Annotated in this window: 14 protein-coding genes; 10 read left to right on the forward strand and 4 right to left on the reverse strand. The window is 50.0% G+C overall.

Annotated elements, in window-relative coordinates:
* Nucleotides 1-206 precede the first annotated feature (206 nt).
* From F456_RS0117245 to F456_RS0117270, 6 genes are all read left to right on the forward strand, one after another.
* Nucleotides 207-947: a class I SAM-dependent methyltransferase gene (locus tag F456_RS0117245; RefSeq protein WP_018978303.1), complete on the forward strand. Its 741-nt coding sequence runs from the start codon at nt 207-209 to the stop codon at nt 945-947.
* A gap of 55 nt (nt 948-1002) precedes the next feature.
* Nucleotides 1003-2262, forward strand: coding sequence for an ATP-binding response regulator (locus tag F456_RS0117250; RefSeq protein ID WP_018978304.1), 1260 nt, complete (start codon nt 1003-1005; stop codon nt 2260-2262).
* A 61-nt stretch (nt 2263-2323) separates the two neighbouring features.
* Nucleotides 2324-3334 (forward strand): MBL fold metallo-hydrolase, encoded by a 1011-nt coding sequence (locus F456_RS0117255; RefSeq protein ID WP_018978305.1) that lies wholly within the window; start codon nt 2324-2326, stop codon nt 3332-3334.
* A gap of 593 nt (nt 3335-3927) precedes the next feature.
* Nucleotides 3928-5640 (forward strand): copper amine oxidase N-terminal domain-containing protein, encoded by a 1713-nt coding sequence (locus F456_RS0117260; RefSeq protein WP_018978306.1) that lies wholly within the window; start codon nt 3928-3930, stop codon nt 5638-5640.
* A gap of 211 nt (nt 5641-5851) precedes the next feature.
* Nucleotides 5852-6025 carry a hypothetical protein gene (locus F456_RS24415; protein WP_018978307.1) on the forward strand — a complete coding sequence of 58 codons (174 nt, stop codon included), beginning with the start codon at nt 5852-5854 and terminating at the stop codon, nt 6023-6025.
* Between the two features lie 207 nt (nt 6026-6232).
* Nucleotides 6233-7003: an enhanced serine sensitivity protein SseB C-terminal domain-containing protein gene (locus F456_RS0117270; RefSeq protein WP_018978308.1), complete on the forward strand. Its 771-nt coding sequence runs from the start codon at nt 6233-6235 to the stop codon at nt 7001-7003.
* Nucleotides 7004-7092: 89 nt separating this feature from the next.
* On the opposite strand, the gene F456_RS0117275 is transcribed toward F456_RS0117270, so the two are convergent.
* A complete protein-coding gene (locus F456_RS0117275) occupies nt 7093-7650 on the reverse strand; it encodes a phosphatidylglycerophosphatase A family protein (RefSeq protein ID WP_373290957.1) in 558 nt (185 codons plus the stop codon).
* A 214-nt stretch (nt 7651-7864) separates the two neighbouring features.
* Here F456_RS0117275 and rph point away from each other — a divergent pair, with 214 nt between their 5' ends.
* Together rph and F456_RS0117285 are read left to right on the forward strand one after the other, a co-directional pair.
* Nucleotides 7865-8623 (forward strand): ribonuclease PH, encoded by a 759-nt coding sequence (gene rph / locus F456_RS0117280; RefSeq protein WP_018978310.1) that lies wholly within the window; start codon nt 7865-7867, stop codon nt 8621-8623.
* A complete protein-coding gene (locus F456_RS0117285; protein ID WP_018978311.1) occupies nt 8620-9255 on the forward strand; it encodes an XTP/dITP diphosphatase in 636 nt (211 codons plus the stop codon). Before rph ends, F456_RS0117285 begins: the two co-directional genes overlap by 4 nt.
* 310 nt (nt 9256-9565) lie before the next feature.
* On the opposite strand, the gene F456_RS0117290 is transcribed toward F456_RS0117285, so the two are convergent.
* Complete coding sequence (locus tag F456_RS0117290; protein WP_018978312.1) at nt 9566-11431, reverse strand: FapA family protein; 1866 nt, start codon at nt 11429-11431, stop codon at nt 9566-9568.
* A 310-nt stretch (nt 11432-11741) separates the two neighbouring features.
* Between F456_RS0117290 and F456_RS0117295 the strand changes: the two genes are divergently transcribed.
* Both F456_RS0117295 and F456_RS0117300 read left to right on the forward strand, forming a co-directional pair.
* Nucleotides 11742-12902 carry a WD40 repeat domain-containing protein gene (locus tag F456_RS0117295; RefSeq protein ID WP_018978313.1) on the forward strand — a complete coding sequence of 387 codons (1161 nt, stop codon included), beginning with the start codon at nt 11742-11744 and terminating at the stop codon, nt 12900-12902.
* Nucleotides 12899-13996: a M23 family metallopeptidase gene (locus F456_RS0117300; protein WP_018978314.1), complete on the forward strand. Its 1098-nt coding sequence runs from the start codon at nt 12899-12901 to the stop codon at nt 13994-13996. The genes F456_RS0117295 and F456_RS0117300 overlap by 4 nt, the downstream gene beginning before the upstream one ends.
* 233 nt (nt 13997-14229) lie before the next feature.
* On the opposite strand, the gene F456_RS0117305 is transcribed toward F456_RS0117300, so the two are convergent.
* Together F456_RS0117305 and F456_RS0117310 are read right to left on the reverse strand one after the other, a co-directional pair.
* The gene (locus F456_RS0117305) at nt 14230-15801 is read right to left on the reverse strand and encodes a methyl-accepting chemotaxis protein (RefSeq protein WP_018978315.1); all 1572 of its coding nucleotides are present in this window, start codon (nt 15799-15801) and stop codon (nt 14230-14232) included.
* Between the two features lie 163 nt (nt 15802-15964).
* Nucleotides 15965-16948 (reverse strand): Gfo/Idh/MocA family protein, encoded by a 984-nt coding sequence (locus tag F456_RS0117310; protein ID WP_018978316.1) that lies wholly within the window; start codon nt 16946-16948, stop codon nt 15965-15967.
* Nucleotides 16949-16998: the final 50 nt, after the last annotated feature.

Below are 16998 nucleotides of genomic sequence, written 5' to 3' on the forward strand. Positions count from 1 at the left end.
CAGCTGAGATCTGGCTATTCTGCACGCTTACCTAAAGCAAAAAGAGCGTTTGATTGAAACTGGAATAACTTAAATTTGAAGGCGGGAATTTCTGGAGACGGACATCACCGCCTTCTTTTTCGTGTAAATATAGGATTGAGGATACAAGCAGTTGTCAGATTAGGGTCCTACACCGCATGAACCGTGTAAAGGGAGGCAATATCACAATGAGCGAATGGTATGAAGAGAGTTTTGGCGAAGATTATTTGAGGGTGTACAATTATCGGGACGAACAGGGCGCAGCGCATGAAGTGCACGAGATGATCTCCTGGCTGAAGCTGGAGAAGGGCGCGAAAGTGCTGGATCTATGCTGTGGAATGGGACGGCATTCGCTATCACTCGCGGAGAAGGGCTACGAAGTTACCGGTATGGACCTTTCCGATGTGCTGCTGGACGAGGCGAAGAAGGAAGACGGAGCGGATCGGATTCGATGGGTGCAGGGCGACATGCGCGAACTGCCTTTCGAAGACGGGGAGTTTGATGCAGTAGTCAATTTGTTCACGTCTTTCGGTTATTTCGAAGAAGATGCCGAACATATTCGGGTGCTGAAGGAAATTCAGCGTGTGCTGCGTCCGGGCGGACAATTTATTATCGATTTTATGAACCCGCCGCATGTGAAAAGTCATCTGAAGCCTTATACCGAGCGCGAGGAAGAAGGGCTGAAGATCGAAGAACGCCGCACGATCGAGGATGGATTTGTCAAAAAGCATATTACAATCATTCCGGAAACGGAAGATGGCGGAGAGCAGCGCGAATACGACGAGCGTGTTAAATTGTATACACTGGAACGTTTTACGGATATGCTGGATGAGGCGGCTTTGAAAGCCGAAGACGTACGCGGAAGTTACGATCAGAACAAGTATAAGGCGGATTCACCGAGGATGATTTTTGTCGGAAAAAGGTTCTAAGCAGGCAGGCCTCGGGTATATAGCACTATTATGCTTGCTTAAGAGGTGTATATAAATGTCAACAAAAGAAGATCTTAATCGAAAAATTGAAGAACTGGAGCGCGAAAACCGGAACTATAAAATAGAAATGGATCGGCTGGAGCACCTGCTTGGCGAAGAACGCAAGGCACGTCAGGAAGCCCAGCAGGAATCGAAGAATAAGGCACACTTTGTAGCGGTGCTTAGTCATGAGATTCGTAATCCGCTTAACGGCATTGTCGCTATGAGCGATCTGCTGCAGGAAACCGAACTGACGGAAGAACAGCAAAACTATATGGACATTATTCAGAGCAGCAATGAGTCGTTGTTGGAACTCGTTAACGGCATTCTCGATATGAGCCGCCTGGAAGCGGGGAAAATGACTGTAGCCTATAACCCGTTCGATCTGATCAATACGGTTGAAAACTTAATTTATACACTTGCTCCTCAAGCTTTCGGTAAAAATGTTGAAGTTATTTTGAAAGTCGAATCGGAAATTCCGCTGTTCGTTGTCGGAGACGCATTGAAAGTACGGCAGATTTTCCTGAATTTGATGCAGAACGCAATCAAGTTTACGCATGAAGGAGAAATTTCGTTCGAGCTCAAACGTATTCCTACTCTGGAGGAGAACAATATTTCGGTTAGTTTTGTCATTCATGATACTGGTATCGGGATGTCGGAAAAGCAGCTGAAGCACATTTTCGACGTCTACACCCAGGTGCATGAATCATCGCAGCATACTTATGAAGGAGCCGGACTCGGCATGTCTATTACGAAAAACCTGATTGAGCTGCTGGGCGGAGAATTGGAAGTATCAAGCGAAGAAGGTAAGGGAACAACGATCGAGGTCATGCTGTCATTCGAGCGCTACACGGACCTGCCTTCCATTCCGTTTGAGAATGACGTATTAGAAGGCATGCGCTTCCTCGTTGTAGATCGGCAGGCGACCAGTCGAAACACGATTGTCGGCATGCTGGAAGGTTGGGGCGCTCACGCGGAATCTTCTGAAGAAATGGACAAAGAGTTGGTAGAACGGGTTGGTATGGGCTCGTTTGACGTTGTGTTTATTGACGGGAGTACGCTTAAGCGCAATGAAGTATTTCGTGAGTTGCAGCAAATTCCGGATCTGAATCTATTTCTGCTTGCATGGCTTGGCGAAAAAATAGAAGATGGAGAACGAATCTTTTTCCGGTCGATTGTGCCCAAGCCGATTCGCAAGCTGCATATGCTAAACGCGATTTTGGCCATGGAAAAAAACGATAGATATTTAATTCGCGATTCGGATCGCAAAAAATGATGGGTTCTACGGCATATACGTTCTGATCAGTGAACGGTAAGGAAGGGACGAGAGGCTGCAGATGAGTCAATCACGAGTGACAGATTACGGCGAACTGACACGGGCACGGATGAGCATGTCTTTTCCGCTGCGTTGGGTCAACAGCTATATGCTGCCGGGAGAAGAGGGATGGACGATTGTCGATCCCGGCCCGCGTTCGGCGGAAAATGAAGCAGCCTGGGATGAGGTGCTGAATGAACTGGGCTTCTCTTACGAAGAAATATCTTCGATTGTACTAACGCATCATCATCCAGATCATTATGGTTTGGCCGGCTGGCTGCAGGAGCGAAGCGGAGCGCAGGTCTGGATGTCGAAGGCTGCAAGCGAAGCGGCTCGGCGCAATTGGGGAGGCACAGAGTTCCAGCCGGAAGGGAGCTTTGATGCGGCGACGATCGATCTGTATCGTCGTCACGGCATGGGTGACGATCGTTTGGCTCAACTCCCGGAGCATCTGTCGGGTTTTCGAACACAGATCGAGCCTCAGCCGGAGATTACGATCATCGAACCGGGACTGCCGATTCGCTTCGGCGGGCGTCTGTGGCGGCCGATCGAGACAGGCGGTCATGCGGAAGGACATTTGTCTTTCTATGAGGAGGAGACCGGCCTAATCCTATGCGGCGATGCGGTACTGCCGCGTATTTCGCCGAATATCTCCTACAGCCCGGGCGGCGATCTCCATCCACTGCGTTCGTATCTGAACGGGCTGCGGACGCTTGGAGCGCTGCATGTAACCCAGGCATTTCCCGGTCATCGCGATCCGTTCAAGAACTTTACGGAACGGACGGAGCAGCTGCTCGAACATCACGAGCAGCGCTTGGACCGGATGGAGGAGCTGCTGCGCAGCGAACCTCGCAGTGCCTATGAGATCTGCACGACTCTGTTCGGCACTTCGCTAGGAATTCATCAGCTGCGTTTCGCCTTGTCGGAGACTCTCGCGCATCTGGTAGAGCTTGCGGATCGCGGCCGGGCGTACTGTAACCAAGAGGGAGACGTCATCACATTCGGTTCTTTGACCGTGAACCAATCACCTTAACGTGAACCAATTACTTTAGCCCCCGCTGCTCAAACAGTACGTTTTCGCCGGACTCGAATGAAAAGGTTGTTAAAGAAATCACGACGAAGCCCGTTCTCTTTTTAGAGAACGGGCTTTCAACGTGTCGAGAAACTCCAATTCAAAGTGAAGCGGATGTGCGAAGGGAGAAATTCAGTGAAGGAGCGCCAGCGTTCGCCTTTGAAATTGAGAAAAAACCAATTCAAAGTTTAATCCATTTTCTCAATTTCAACACGCGACCTAAAGCTTTTCGAAGAAAGGCACATCGTAAGCATCAGCTAACGAATTTCTCTCGCAGCCATTGAGTTTGCACAGCGAATAGGACTTTCTCGACAGCCTGTCCGTTCTCTTTTAGAGAACGGGCTTTTTGATTTGTGTGTAAAAAACATAGGTCGGATTCAAAGGATATCGATCAAGCCCCAAAAAAGATTATTTTAAAAATTAAAAATAGAGTGATCCAAATTCATGAACCCTGCGTTTCACCCAATGTAAGCGAGAGAAACAAGGGCAAACAAAACATAGAAGAACACCTAATCACCAAAATGATACACACACACACAACTGGAGGGATTAAGATGTTTAAAATGTTCAATGTAAAAAATCTCGAAACAAAGAAGTTCAATGTTAAGAAGTTGGCTGTTCCGGTACTTGGCTTGGCTCTGATTGTTCCGACAGTAGCAGGATTCGCTCCGGCACAAGCTTCGGCAGCAGCAACGAACATTGCAGCAACAGCAGCGCAAATGTCAACCATGAAGGCATCGGCTGCAACACCTGCAGTCGAATTGAGATCGGCGCTGGACCTTCTCCTTTCCGAACATTATCAACTGGCGGTCAACGCGATGATTACAGCGTATGAAGGTTCGCCTGACGCGGCTGCCGCATATGCGGCGCTGGATCAGAACGCGAAAGACATGCTTCCGGCGATCGAATCGCTGTATGGCAAAGAAGGCGCAGCCGAATTCGGACGCATCTTCAACGCCCACAACAAAGCGACCGACGATCTGGTAAAAGCACAAAAAGCCGGCAATACTGCAGCTGTGCAAGCAGCTGAAGCGAATCTCGAGAAATTCATTAAAGAATTCTCCGCATTCCTGGGTACAGCAACAGGCGGCAAACTGCCTCAGGCAACAGCTGAGCAAGTACTTCGCCTTCACGAAGGCCAAGTGCAAGAAGCTTTCGATAAGCATGTAGCAGGCGACTTCAAGGGAGCTTACACTTCTTACCGTACAGGCCTGAGCACTATGTTCACGATCAGCGAAGCGCTGTCGACCGCAATCGTGACGCAAATGCCGGAGAAATTCCAGAACACGAAATCGGATACGCCTGCAGGTGATCTAAGATCGGCGCTGAACTATCTGTTCGCTGAGCACTTTGCTCTGGCTACTCTGCAAATGAAAGAGCAGTATAACGGTATGAGCGCAAGCAGTAATGCACTGGTTGCAGCAGAAGCGGCTAACACCAAAGATTTCAAAGCTGCGATTGCTTCGGTCTACGGTGCAGCAGGTGCGGACCAGTTCGAGAAGCTCTGGACGACTGACCACATTAACGTACAGGCTCAATATGTAGCAGCTGTGAAGAGCGAGGATCAGGCGGCAATTACAGCAGCTAAGGCTCAAATCACAAAGTTTACAAAAGAAATGGCGGCATTCCTGGCTGCGGCAACCGAGAACCGCATTCCGGAAGCCGGAGCGCTTGAAGGACTGACCGCGCACGAGAACCAAGTGCAGCAGGTTCTTGATCAATACGCAGCCCAAGATTACACAGGTTCTTACAAAACGGAACGCGAAGGTTACGCTCTGATGTTCGGTGTAGGCAAACTGCTCAGCGGCGCACTTGTCGACCAGTTCAATTCGAACTTCCAAGAACCTGCAATGACTCCGGCAAAGCCTGATCCGGCGAATCTGAACATCATGACGGTTAAACTGCAGGTGGGCAGTCCAAACCTGACACTTAACGGCAAAACGACCAAGATGGATACAATGCCTCGTGTCTGGAGCGGCACAACTTATGTACCGCTGCGCTTCCTGAGCGAAGGCATCGGTGCGGACGTGAAATACGATAACAAGACCAAAGCCGTAACCGTTAAAGCAGGCAGCGATACGCTGAAATTCTGGCTGAACAAAGACTTCATGGAAGTTAACGGTAAGAGACAGCCGGTAGGACACAAAGTATTCGCGGATGAGAACGGCAGAACAGTGGTGCCACTGCGCTTTATCACAGGTCTGCTGGGTTGGGACATTGCCGTAAACAGCAGCAATTGGACAATCACACTCACTAAATCGATGTAAGACATTTAAGGTATAATTGCCAACAAAGAGTCAGTACAAGAATAGGCTCGAAAAACGCAATAATTTGCCGCGGCGCCCGCTTAGATTGTGGGAGCCGCGGTTTTATTTCGTTTTACCGCTCGCAAGCAGGTCTTATCGATTTTGACAGCATGTTCAGCCACTGATAGGCTAGCGATAGATAAACAAAACTTCATTAAGAGGAGGAATTCCGATGCTGGAAAGAAAAATTCCGATTCTGGAAAGAAAATCCGACCTTTATGAAGAATGGTATGACTATGACGATTATGTGGACGACGTGCTTCGCGGATACATTGGACCGAAAGACACGGGATTCGAAGAAGTTCGTATTCGAGAAGACGAAGAGGCGGAGAAAAAGTCGGTATAAGCCTTTTGTCCTCTACAGTAAGTTAAAGTAGGACCGCAGAAGGGTTTCCTGGAAAGGGGACCCTTCTTTTTTGATTTTTAAGGTTAAACTGGTATAAAATATCCAAAGAAACGTTTTTCAGATTGTTTTTCGGAAAAGTATGGATAAAAATGTATTTGCGGCTAAAATTTGAATCCTTTAAATTCAAGACAAAAAAGGAGGGGGATTATGGGATTCGAACCTCGAAACGAACTGGAGCGGACTTTGGCTGCCGCGGTGCATGATCCGTCGCGAAGAAAGGAATTTTACGAGGAGCTGCAGTGCTCGGAGATTTATACTCTGCATATGGGTGGAGATGCACCTGGGGAAGATGGCATTTTACAGGAAAAAATGAAGGTGCGTTTGCCCAGTGTAGAGATCGCCGGAAAGACGTATTTGCCCGTTTTCACTTCGCTGCCTATGCTGCAGAACTTTATTGACCGGGAAATGCGTTATCTGTCAATGAATGCGATCGATCTGTTCGGACTTGTGCGCGGTTCGGACGTTTGGCTGAATCCGGGCGGAGAATTCGGAAAAGAATTTTCGGCTTCGGAGATTGAATCGCTTCTCGATGGAAGCCTGCTCGGTGTGCCGGAGAGCTATACGGTCGATTGCGAAACCCAGGTCATGCTCGGCAGTCCGAGTACTGTACCGAATGACCTCTTGAACGAATTAGCGGAAGTGTTCGACAAACTGCCGAACGTCATGTTGGCGTATAACGCACATTACTACAATCCGGCTACCGGAGAACCCCCGCATACCTTGATTGCAGTAGAGGCAAAGGGAAACTGGGAACAGGTCGTTCGGGCGGCGAGCCTTCGTTCTTCGTCAGCCCATGTGCCGGAGCCGCCTGTCGACTTTCTTCGATTGGACGGAACCAGCGGCTTTGAGACCTATTTCGAATCGAACTGCGAACCTTTTTATCAAAAACATAGACGACAAAGTTTATACGCGCGGTGAAATGAATACGGATTTAAGCATCATGACGAAAGACGGCAGCCCACCGGGGCTGCCGTCTTTTTCAAACAAAAATAGAGAGAGGCAAATGTTCAATCGTCTCCCGGTTCCTTGGGCATCTGAATTTCGACTTCGCGTTCACTCTGCTTATTATGCGCGATACGGCTGCTGGCTGCGGCAGCGATCGCGCCGACAATATCGTCGAGAAACGTATGAACCGGACCTTGACTCTTATCGTTCAGCTGTTCCAGCACGCCTGGCTTCAGCTTGTCGATGTAACCGAAGTTGGTCAGTCCGATGCTGCCGTAGACATTAACGATCGATAGGGCAAGAATTTCGTCAACGCCGTATAGGCCTTCGTCGTTCTTAATCATCTCCTGCAGCGGAGACAGCAGTTTGCCTTCTTCCGCAAGTACATCAAGTTGAATACCGGTCAGGACGGCATTTTGTACCTCGCGCTTCTCAAGTACTTTTTCGACATTATGCATACATTCTTCCATTGTTAGATTCGGGTAGTATTTGCTTTGCAGGAAAAGTACCAGTTCAGCAATCTCTTCGAGCTTGATGCCGCGCTTCTGCAGCCACCGTCTTGTCGCTTCAGCTACTTTGCGGCTGTCGAGCGAATAGGCCTGACGTTCAGGCATGCCCATCTTTTCTTCTTGCGTAGTCGGTTTTTCCGGAGTTTGCATCGTCATCACCTCTAATTTGGAATAGGAGTACGGCTTTCTATCTAACCTGTGTACATAATTGGCGTTCATGAATCAAATTTTCTTCATAAGTGTAACAAGGTGTGCGCTCAGCGGCCTATTTTGCTAAAATGAGGGGAACGAAGCGTCGAACAGACGAATACGGGAGGACAACGAAGTGAGCCGAAACGACAGAAAGCCGGATGAGATTCGTCCGGTCAAGCTTGAGATTAATACGAACAAATTTGCAGAAGGCTCGGTTTATATCGAGGTAGGAGATACCAAAGTCATTTGTAATGCGACGGTGGAGGAGAAAGTCCCACCATTTATGAAAGGGCAGGGGCGCGGATGGGTAACTGCAGAATATTCCATGCTGCCTCGTGCGACACATACACGCAATATCCGTGAAGCGGCAAAAGGCAAGCTGGGCGGACGGACAATGGAGATCCAGCGCCTAATTGCCCGTGCGCTGCGGTCGGTCGTTGATCTGCAGGCACTTGGCGAACGGTCGATCACGGTCGACTGCGACGTTATTCAGGCGGACGGAGGAACAAGAACGACTTCGATTACCGGAGCTTTCGTAGCGATGTGTCTGGCACTCGACAAGCTGGAGGCACAGGGCAAGCTCAAGCGCTATCCGGTGACCGATTTTCTGGCTTCGGTCAGCGTAGGCGTTGTCGACGGCGAGGCGCTGCTTGATCTGCGTTATGAAGAAGATTCTGCAGCGAAGGTCGATATGAACATTGTCATGACGGGCTCCGGTGAGTTTGTCGAACTGCAGGGGACCGGTGAGGATCGACCTTTCAGTCGTCAGGAGCTGAACGAATTGTTGGAGCTTGGTGAGACGGGAGTACGTCAGATGATCGCCATTCAAAAAGAAGCGCTTGGCGCAAGTTCACTGAAGATCGGCAATCATGGAACCGGAGGGTTGGCATGAGCGAAGGACAAAGCGTAACCGGTAAAGACATTATTGTTGTGGCAACGCGCAATATGGGCAAAGTACGCGAATTCCGGCATGCATTTGCTGCACTGGGCAAAGAAGTGCTCAGCCTGCACGAATATCCGGAAGCGCCGGAAGTCGTGGAAGACGGCTCTACTTTCAGGGAAAATGCATTCAAGAAAGCCAAGCAAATCGGCGATTTCCTGAACCTGCCTGTACTGGCGGACGATTCAGGATTGTGCGTGGAGCTGCTGGACGACGCGCCGGGCATCTATTCGGCTCGCTACGCGGGCGAACACGGCAACGATGCCGCCAACAATGCCAAGCTGCTGGAGGAATTGATTCGAATTCGGCAGGGTGACGATACGGAACAACCGCTGCTCAGTCCAGCCCGATTCGTCTGTGCACTGGTGCTGTACGATCCGGCATCGGGACGCAGTGTCGAAACCGAGGGCGAGGTTGCAGGCTGGATTACGTCGGATACGGCGGGGGCAGGTGGATTCGGTTACGATCCGCTGTTCTATGTGCCGCAGTACAAGCGTACGATGGCGGAGCTGAACGTTGAAGAGAAACAGCGGATCAGCCACCGCGGCGAAGCGCTACGCCGCCTCATGGAGAAATTGAACTAAAAAAAGGACGACGAAGAGCAATCTTCGTCGTCCTCACCGTGTCGAGAAAGTCTTAATTAAAGTGAAGCAGATGTGCGAAGAGAGAAATTCAGTGAAGGAACGATAGTGTTCGCCTTTGAAATCGGGAAAATTCCATTAAAATTTGATCTCTTTTCCCGATTTCAACACGCGACCGGAACGAATTTCTCTCGCAGCCCTTGAGCTTATATAACGAATAGGACTTTCTCGACAGCCTGAGGACGACGAAGAACAATCTTCGTCGTCCTTTTTTTATCTGCTCTGCATTATTTTTTTTGCATTTGCTTTTCGCTTACAGCGGTTGGCTGATAAGGGAAAGAGAATCGTCGCTTGCAGAATCGTCGCTTGCAGATCCGAACGTCCAGTCTTGTACAGGAGAGAGAATATCCCGCTGCAGGCCGTTGACGAAAATTTTGCCTTCAAACATACGCTGTACATATACGCTTTTCCCAGCCCGGAGAATACACGGAGCACCGCCGGCACTGCCTACAATAGATGCTTTGATTCGTTCTTGGGCTTCCAGTAAGGAACCTCTGCAGGCCGAGGAAGGGTGGGTGAAGCTGATGCAGCCGGTCGAGTAAAGATCACTCTGCATCACACCTTCCCGATAGATGACGATATCGCCGTTAGACTTGATTGTACTGGTCTGACATCGGGATAGTTCGATCGAAGAATCGCCTTCCCGCATATTAATGATAAACGAATGCTCGCGTTCTAGATTTAACTGTAGACCAATCAGCAGTTCCTCATTCAGCATATCGATCATCTGGACCGGAGAGAGCATCAGGTTCAGTGTGTCGGCAAATTCGTTTGATGCGGAGCCGGTACTGCGCTGCACGGTTACCAAGACTTGAAGCAGTTCCCGGATCTGCGGCTGGATCGTTTTGAACTTGGTCTTGAGCAGCAGCAGTACGGCTTGACCGAAGCGGACGGACTGCCCTCGTTTATCGATCTCTGCAAAAAGAGTGCGAGCCGCCTGCAGCAGCAGGGATATGTCTTCTTGCAATTGGACGGATAAATGGTGCAGCCGGTTGAAAGCAACTCCGAAGCTTCCGGAATACAGCCGGCTGCCAATTGTACTGCCTTGTACGACAATGCTTCCTGCAGCCGTAATGGTTGCCTGATAGACACCGCCGGAGACATAGACATTGCCGAGCGACTCGACGATCATATTCTCGGTAACATTTCCCTGAATGGTTACGTCGCCGGAGAATACGATATGCCCGGTCTTCAGATCGACATCGCCCGCGACCACGTAAGCATCGGAAACGTCCAGATACTGAATCGCCCCTTCCGTTATGCAGGGTCGTCCCGATTTCAGCGCCGCAAACGTTCCGTCTTCTCGTGCTTCGACATGCTGCCGGGCACGCAGATCAATCTCCCTGACAGGCGGAGGCGGAATCGGATCGCCGTATATATCGTACCCCGGTATTCCCGGATTGCAGGGGTGCAGACGAGCGAGCAGATCGCCGGGCTGGACGGAAGGGATATGTAAGTGATTGCGATAATCGAGAGCACCGTCAATTTCTTTGAAGGCGTTTTCTATTTTTTTGCCGAACAAAATCTCGAGTATGGCGTCGGAGCCCGGTATGGGATGAAGTCCGCAAGCGAAAGATACCGGCTGTCCCTCTGCTTCTTGAAGCGCTCGCACAACAGCAGATACGTCGAGATTTTTGCGGATGCCCATTGAGCCGATCTCGGCCATGATTTCCGCAATTTCGAGCCTACCGATCGGCTTGTTCGAATCCGATACGGCTTTTGGCGACAGGAAGGAAGAAGCGGGACAATCTTCGAGCTTCCAAGCGTACCTAACTTCGCTGAAGACGCGTATCGCGGCATGCATATGATCAGGAGAGATTTCAATTCGGTACAGCGGCTCCAAGTCTCTTTCCCATTCAATCTGATCGCTTGAGCGGACTGGAGTGGAAGAGAGCAGTTCGACTCCGTTCAGCCATATGCGAAGCGGCGGAAGCGGAATCAGAATCGCATACGCACCGTCATCAACAGGATCGGTAACAAGCAGCTGACCTTTTTTGATTTCAATACTTCCGTCTGCGGTTTGCGAATTGGGATTTGCACCTCTAGAATCGTCGCGAACACGATCATCCGATACAAGATCCGTTTTTTCTTTGTCTGGTACAGAACAAGATTCCGACATGCAATAGACCTCCTCTTGGATGAAAATTGTCGAATATTAAAGTCATTAAGCGGCGAAATCGGAAGAAGCCGAGTCACAGGAGAGTCTTATGGAATAAAAATGAAATTAAGGAGGGATGAATATAGAACTATGTAAAAGAGGATAAAAAGTCTTTCAAAGAATAGAATAATACCTTTAGACCTATTTTTCAATATCCTTTTCCAAAAAGCCCGGTTTATTGCATCTCGACAACTTTTCCGGTACATTACGGCGTAATAGAGTGAAGGTATCTCCAAAATTTAAGTATGCAAGATGGGAGAGTGAGGACGATATGCGCAAAATGTTCAGAATTGCCGCGTTCGGAACTTCAATGCTGCTTCTGGCTTCGGGAGCCGCATTAGCCGACGCCGGTGTATGGTCACGCGCAGATCAGGAGTCCGGACGCCAGGCAGCTGTGCAGGGAATACGGGTTCAACTGCCGGGACGGGAGGAAAAGCAGAAGGCGGTGTCTTCCATCGACCCGTTGTCCGGGAGACCTGAAACGCGTGCAGGAACGACAGCGGTCCAGGGAGCGACAAAGACCTTTACGGCCAAACTGACCGCGGACGGATTGAACGAGACGCTGACTTTTCGATTTATCGAATCGGAGGGAGGGATGATCGTACTACCTTCGCCGGATCTCGGATACGAGCTGCATTCACTGCCGAATGGACAGGCGCTGGTCGAGTACGCATCGTCGATCTATAAGTTGGATCCCAAGAAGCGGCAGCTTTCCGTTTTTCTAAAAGGAGAGACGGGCAATTATCGTAAAACCAAACGGACTTCTGCATCTGGCGGCACTCCAAAAATGGTAGTCTGGGGTCAACGTGCTTCGGTCAGTCCCGACGGTACGAAAATGCTGTATTGGACGACACGAAATATTACGGTTACCGGCAGTGAAGACGGAGAGAATTGGATTAAAGATCTGCGTACGGGTGCGGAAAAGAAAGTCTATGGAGCCGGTTATCCCGTACTTGGCTGGGATGCGAGAAATCGGTTCTACCTTGATTTGGGAGATAGCGGTATTGTACAGGTCGACAGTGCAAGCGGAGCATCGGCCAAACTTGTATCCGGCTTTTCCATCTCGGCCGTATCCGGAACGCATTTGCTTTCGCAAGTATCGGACGGATCTCTGAATGTACGTGCTCTGTCGACCGGGCAGACCCAAACATTTCGGGGAGGCGGTCTCAATCACCTTCGCTCCGCTTCAGCTTCCGACGACGGAAAGTGGTTCGCTCTTCTCAATGCACCTGACCGCTCCAGCCGGGTATCCACTTTGATACTGCTTGATGCAAAGACGCTGAAAAGTCGAACGATCGAAGAACCTGCAGGACACTCCATCATTGGGATCACTTGGCAGGATGGCGAAACGCTGCTTGTTCAACTGCGCAATCGGACAACGGCAGAGGAATCGACGTATACCGTGCAGGTAAGCGGGGAGGAGGAAGCATGAACAAGTCCAATCGAGAAAAATCTTCAATAGTAGGCGAATTTGGACAAAAAGCGGGTGGATTTGGACGAAAAGTTGGGTTGACCTCCTGCATGCTTCTTGCGCTCGGTGCCGTATCGACGGCGTCGGCATCTGATTACGGAGCAAGATTTCTTCAGCAGTACGGCGTCAAAGCATCAATTGCTCCCGCAATGACGCCGGCGCGCAGCGATGCGGATGGACTGTTTGAGCATTATTCACTGGTCGAGAGCAAAACTAACCAGCCGCGCAATGTGGTCAGCGGGACCAATCCGCATAATGGATCGGATCTGGCGATGGCTGCAGGCGAGCGTGTATATGCTATTTTACCGGGACGGGTGACTGAGGTTAAACACCATACATCGGCGCAGCTCGGCAGCATGATTATCAATCACGATACGAACGGCGATGGCGTTCCCGACGGCATGTATATCCAGTATGTCCATATTGATCCGGCAGGTTCCGGAAGCTCGGGCATCCGTGTCGGCGATTATGTGACCGAGACAACAGTAATCGGTACGATCGACCGGGCCAAGCGTTATAATCCGCATCTGCATATTCAGCAGGTCAGCCGGGGACGCAGCAGCGCCGCCGATTCGCAGACGATGCCGATGTACCTGTTATACCGCCATACGTCATTGGAGACATGGAATGGGGGCTCGGATCTCGACTATGTGTCCGCCGATTGGCGAGATGGCAACATGCTGTATGTGACCGCTTATTCGGGAACCGATAATCCGCAGACCAACCGATACGAACGAAATCGTCCGGCGGAGATCCAACTGCATTATAAAGTAGGCGAGAAGGGGAAATGGAAGCTGTCTCCGGTTCGCTTCGAATTGTACGATGCCCGTTCGCTGCGCTATCGAATCGATCTGAAGAAGGCATCCGGTGCCAAAAAGGGTCAAAAAATTTATGTCTATGCCGCTTCAATTCGCGCAAACGATCCGACATTCCCCAATTCGGCTTCTTATCGGCACGGACTGTGGCCGCAGTTTTACAAGCAGCCGGATCGGGTACTGTATGCTTCTTCTGCAGCCAGAGCGAATAAGGCTTCAAAAGTATTTACGATAGAATGAGGAAGACAGAACAACTTCATATTTGACGTTCAACCGCTTCATTATAAAGCTGAAAAGCAGAAAGCCGAACCTGGGCGTTGAAAGAAACTCCTACTCAAAAAAGTCGATAAGTTTGCATACACGCCTAGATATAAATAGAAAAAGAGCCTTTCCGTTCCCTTAAAGAGGGTACGGAAAGGCTCTTTTTTTGCAGCGAAAGGAGGAAGAGGTAATTCGCTGTTCAATACGAATGATTAACCGGCAATCGGTTCTTCGTCTTGTGTTTCTGATTTGGGGTCGCGGGAAAGCAGTAATTTTTTCTTGCGGTTTTGCGCCACTGGAAGCGTCTCGGCTTGTTCTGCTTCGGCTCCGGATGCAGTCAATTTCTGCAGATCTGCGATCAGTTTCTCCAACTGGGTAAAGCTGCCGGTCATCTGACCGGTAATATATTTTTGTTCACCCATGCCGGCAAGAATTTCTTCGATAGCGGCATTTGTCTGCTGCGTAATCGCCGAAATTGCTGCTGCCTGATTGGACACTTCCGAAGAAGAGATCTTCATCTTCTCGGATCGGATCTCAACTTCTCCGGCTTGGTCAAGCAGCTTGTGTGTATTTTCATTAATCTCAATCAGAGCTTCTTCGGAGCGCTGAGCGGCTCCCAGGCTGTTCTTGGCAGCTTCGCGACCGCGCAGAACCTGATTCATCAACCGCTCGGTTCCGTTTTGCAGATCGCCGAGAATACCGCCGATCTGTTCAGCGGACTCGCGCGAATGCTCGGCAAGCTTGCGAACCTCGTCCGATACGACGGCAAAACCGCGTCCGGCTTCGCCCGCGCGAGCGGCCTCGATTGCAGCGTTCAGGGCCAGAAGATTGGTCTGACTCGCTATCTCCGAAATCGTAGACAGAATCTGAGCGATCTGCTGGTTCTGTTTGCGGAACAATTCCATATCGCGCGCCGTGTCGTTCATCACCGAGTAGACCTGATCGATATGACTGCGCAGTTCGGACATGCGTCCGGACCCGTCTTGCGTGACATTGGCGGTATGCTCCGATAGATCCCGCATGATCGAAGAATTCTGTACGACCCCTTCGATTTCCCGGTCGCTCACAGACATTTTGTCCGCGATTTCCGTTACGCTGCCGGATTGGCTTTCCGCACCCTGCGCAACCTGGGCGAAAGCATTCGTAACCTCGCCGGTAATCAGCTCGTTTAATGTAACGTTCTCCTTGGATTTACGGGCAAACTGGCTGAGTTCGTCAACCGAAGCTTTGATCTGTTCGAAGATCTGATCGAGCTTCTGAGCATCGGATTTACTTTTCTCACGCTGTTTGGCCAGATCAGCGAACAACTTTTCGTTCAGTATTCCAATTGTGACGGCAATGCCTGCGATCGCCGCAAACAACACGACTGTGAAGATCAGAGTGCTTATCCGGCCTTCCGGTACAAACACTTCCGCACCCCGAAGCCACGAAGTCAACAGAAAGACCGCAGTCAAAGCAGAGTACAAAAGCACATAACGATAACGCGGATACAGAAGCAATAGAATCGCAGGTACGAGAGCTGCAAGTACGTTAATCGTGTTCATAAGAACGACGGCATAACAGCCAAAGAAGAAGAGAGCTGCAGCATACGGCAGAATATGTAACGCTTTTTTGCGAAGTGTAAACCAGGTGAACACTGCTGCAAAAATTCCTATTGCACCTGCTGCAAGCAGTATGGGAAGCGACATATTCAAACCGGCCACTCCTAGAAGCAGAGAAACAGTCCATAAGATCCACATCACAATTTTGTTGCGCTGATACATGATCCGATCGAGATTGCTCAAGTCCTCATTTCCCCTATCTATAAATTATTTTCGCAGTACGTAAGACCTAATTACAATATCGGCAAAAAGCCCCTAACCGTGTAGGGGCAAATGTCAAAAATATTTTCTTTTTCAAAAAAACGACCATAATCAAAACATTGGACTAATTAGTAAGCATTTTGGATCAAGACTCTGAAGGATAGCGAAGTCCCCATTGGTTTCGAGCTTCATCCATCATAGCCATCACTCCGATTGACCAGCCAAGCGTGGAAGGTGTTTCTCCACGGCGTACCCACTCGTTAAAATCGGCAACTTCATAACTCAGCGCATCGTCACGATTTCCGGCTTCGATCGTTTCAGAAGTCCCGTCCGCGTGAGAAATGAAAGCCCGGCTTGCACGAGTAAAGTCTTTAAGCAAAATAGTGCCGCGCTCGCAGACAATTGTGGCCAAATGACCCGTGTCGGCCAGAAAGCTGAGCGACACGGAAGCCGACTCGCCCAGACCGCCATGAAGCATAATCATTGCCTCTTCGTCCACACCGGTTTGGGATTTGCGTACGTCGGTCAGGAAGCGATCCGGACCGCCCGGCATAAACATTTTAACGAAAGATAACGCATAAGTGCCCATGTCGAGCAGAACACCGCCGGCTAAATCGGGATTGAAGAATCGATTCTGTGGGTCATACTCTTTCGGATCGCCGAATGCGACATGAATACTCTTGATCGCACCCAGGTTACCTTGGGCAAGCAGATCGAGCAGTCTGCGGTACAGAGGCATATGATAGACGGTCATTGCTTCGGCCAGAACGAGATTGCGGCTTCGGGCTGCCTCGACCGCTTCCGCAAGCTGCTTGCCGTTGACCGTAATCGCTTTTTCGCAGCAGACATGCTTCCCTTTTTCCAGACAGCGCATGATCAATTCATGATGGGTATTGTGCGGTGTAGCGATATAGACAACGTCAATCAGCTCGTCTTCAAGCAGTTCATCCAAACTGCCGTATACTTTTTCAATGCTGTGTTTATGTGCGAACGCTTCGGCTTTCTTTCGATTACGGGCGCCTACTGCTTCAATGCTTCCGCATACGGAGCGGATAGCCGAAGCAAAATCGTTCGCGATTTGTCCGGGACCGAAGATTGCCCATTTCGGCATGGTGCTGGATTCTTTCATACAAATTCCAACCTTTCTTTATAGGTCGATTCCGTCCTTCGTTTGCAGAC

It is taken from the genome of Saccharibacillus kuerlensis DSM 22868 (assembly GCF_000378145.1).
Taxonomy (GTDB): domain Bacteria; phylum Bacillota; class Bacilli; order Paenibacillales; family Paenibacillaceae; genus Saccharibacillus; species Saccharibacillus kuerlensis.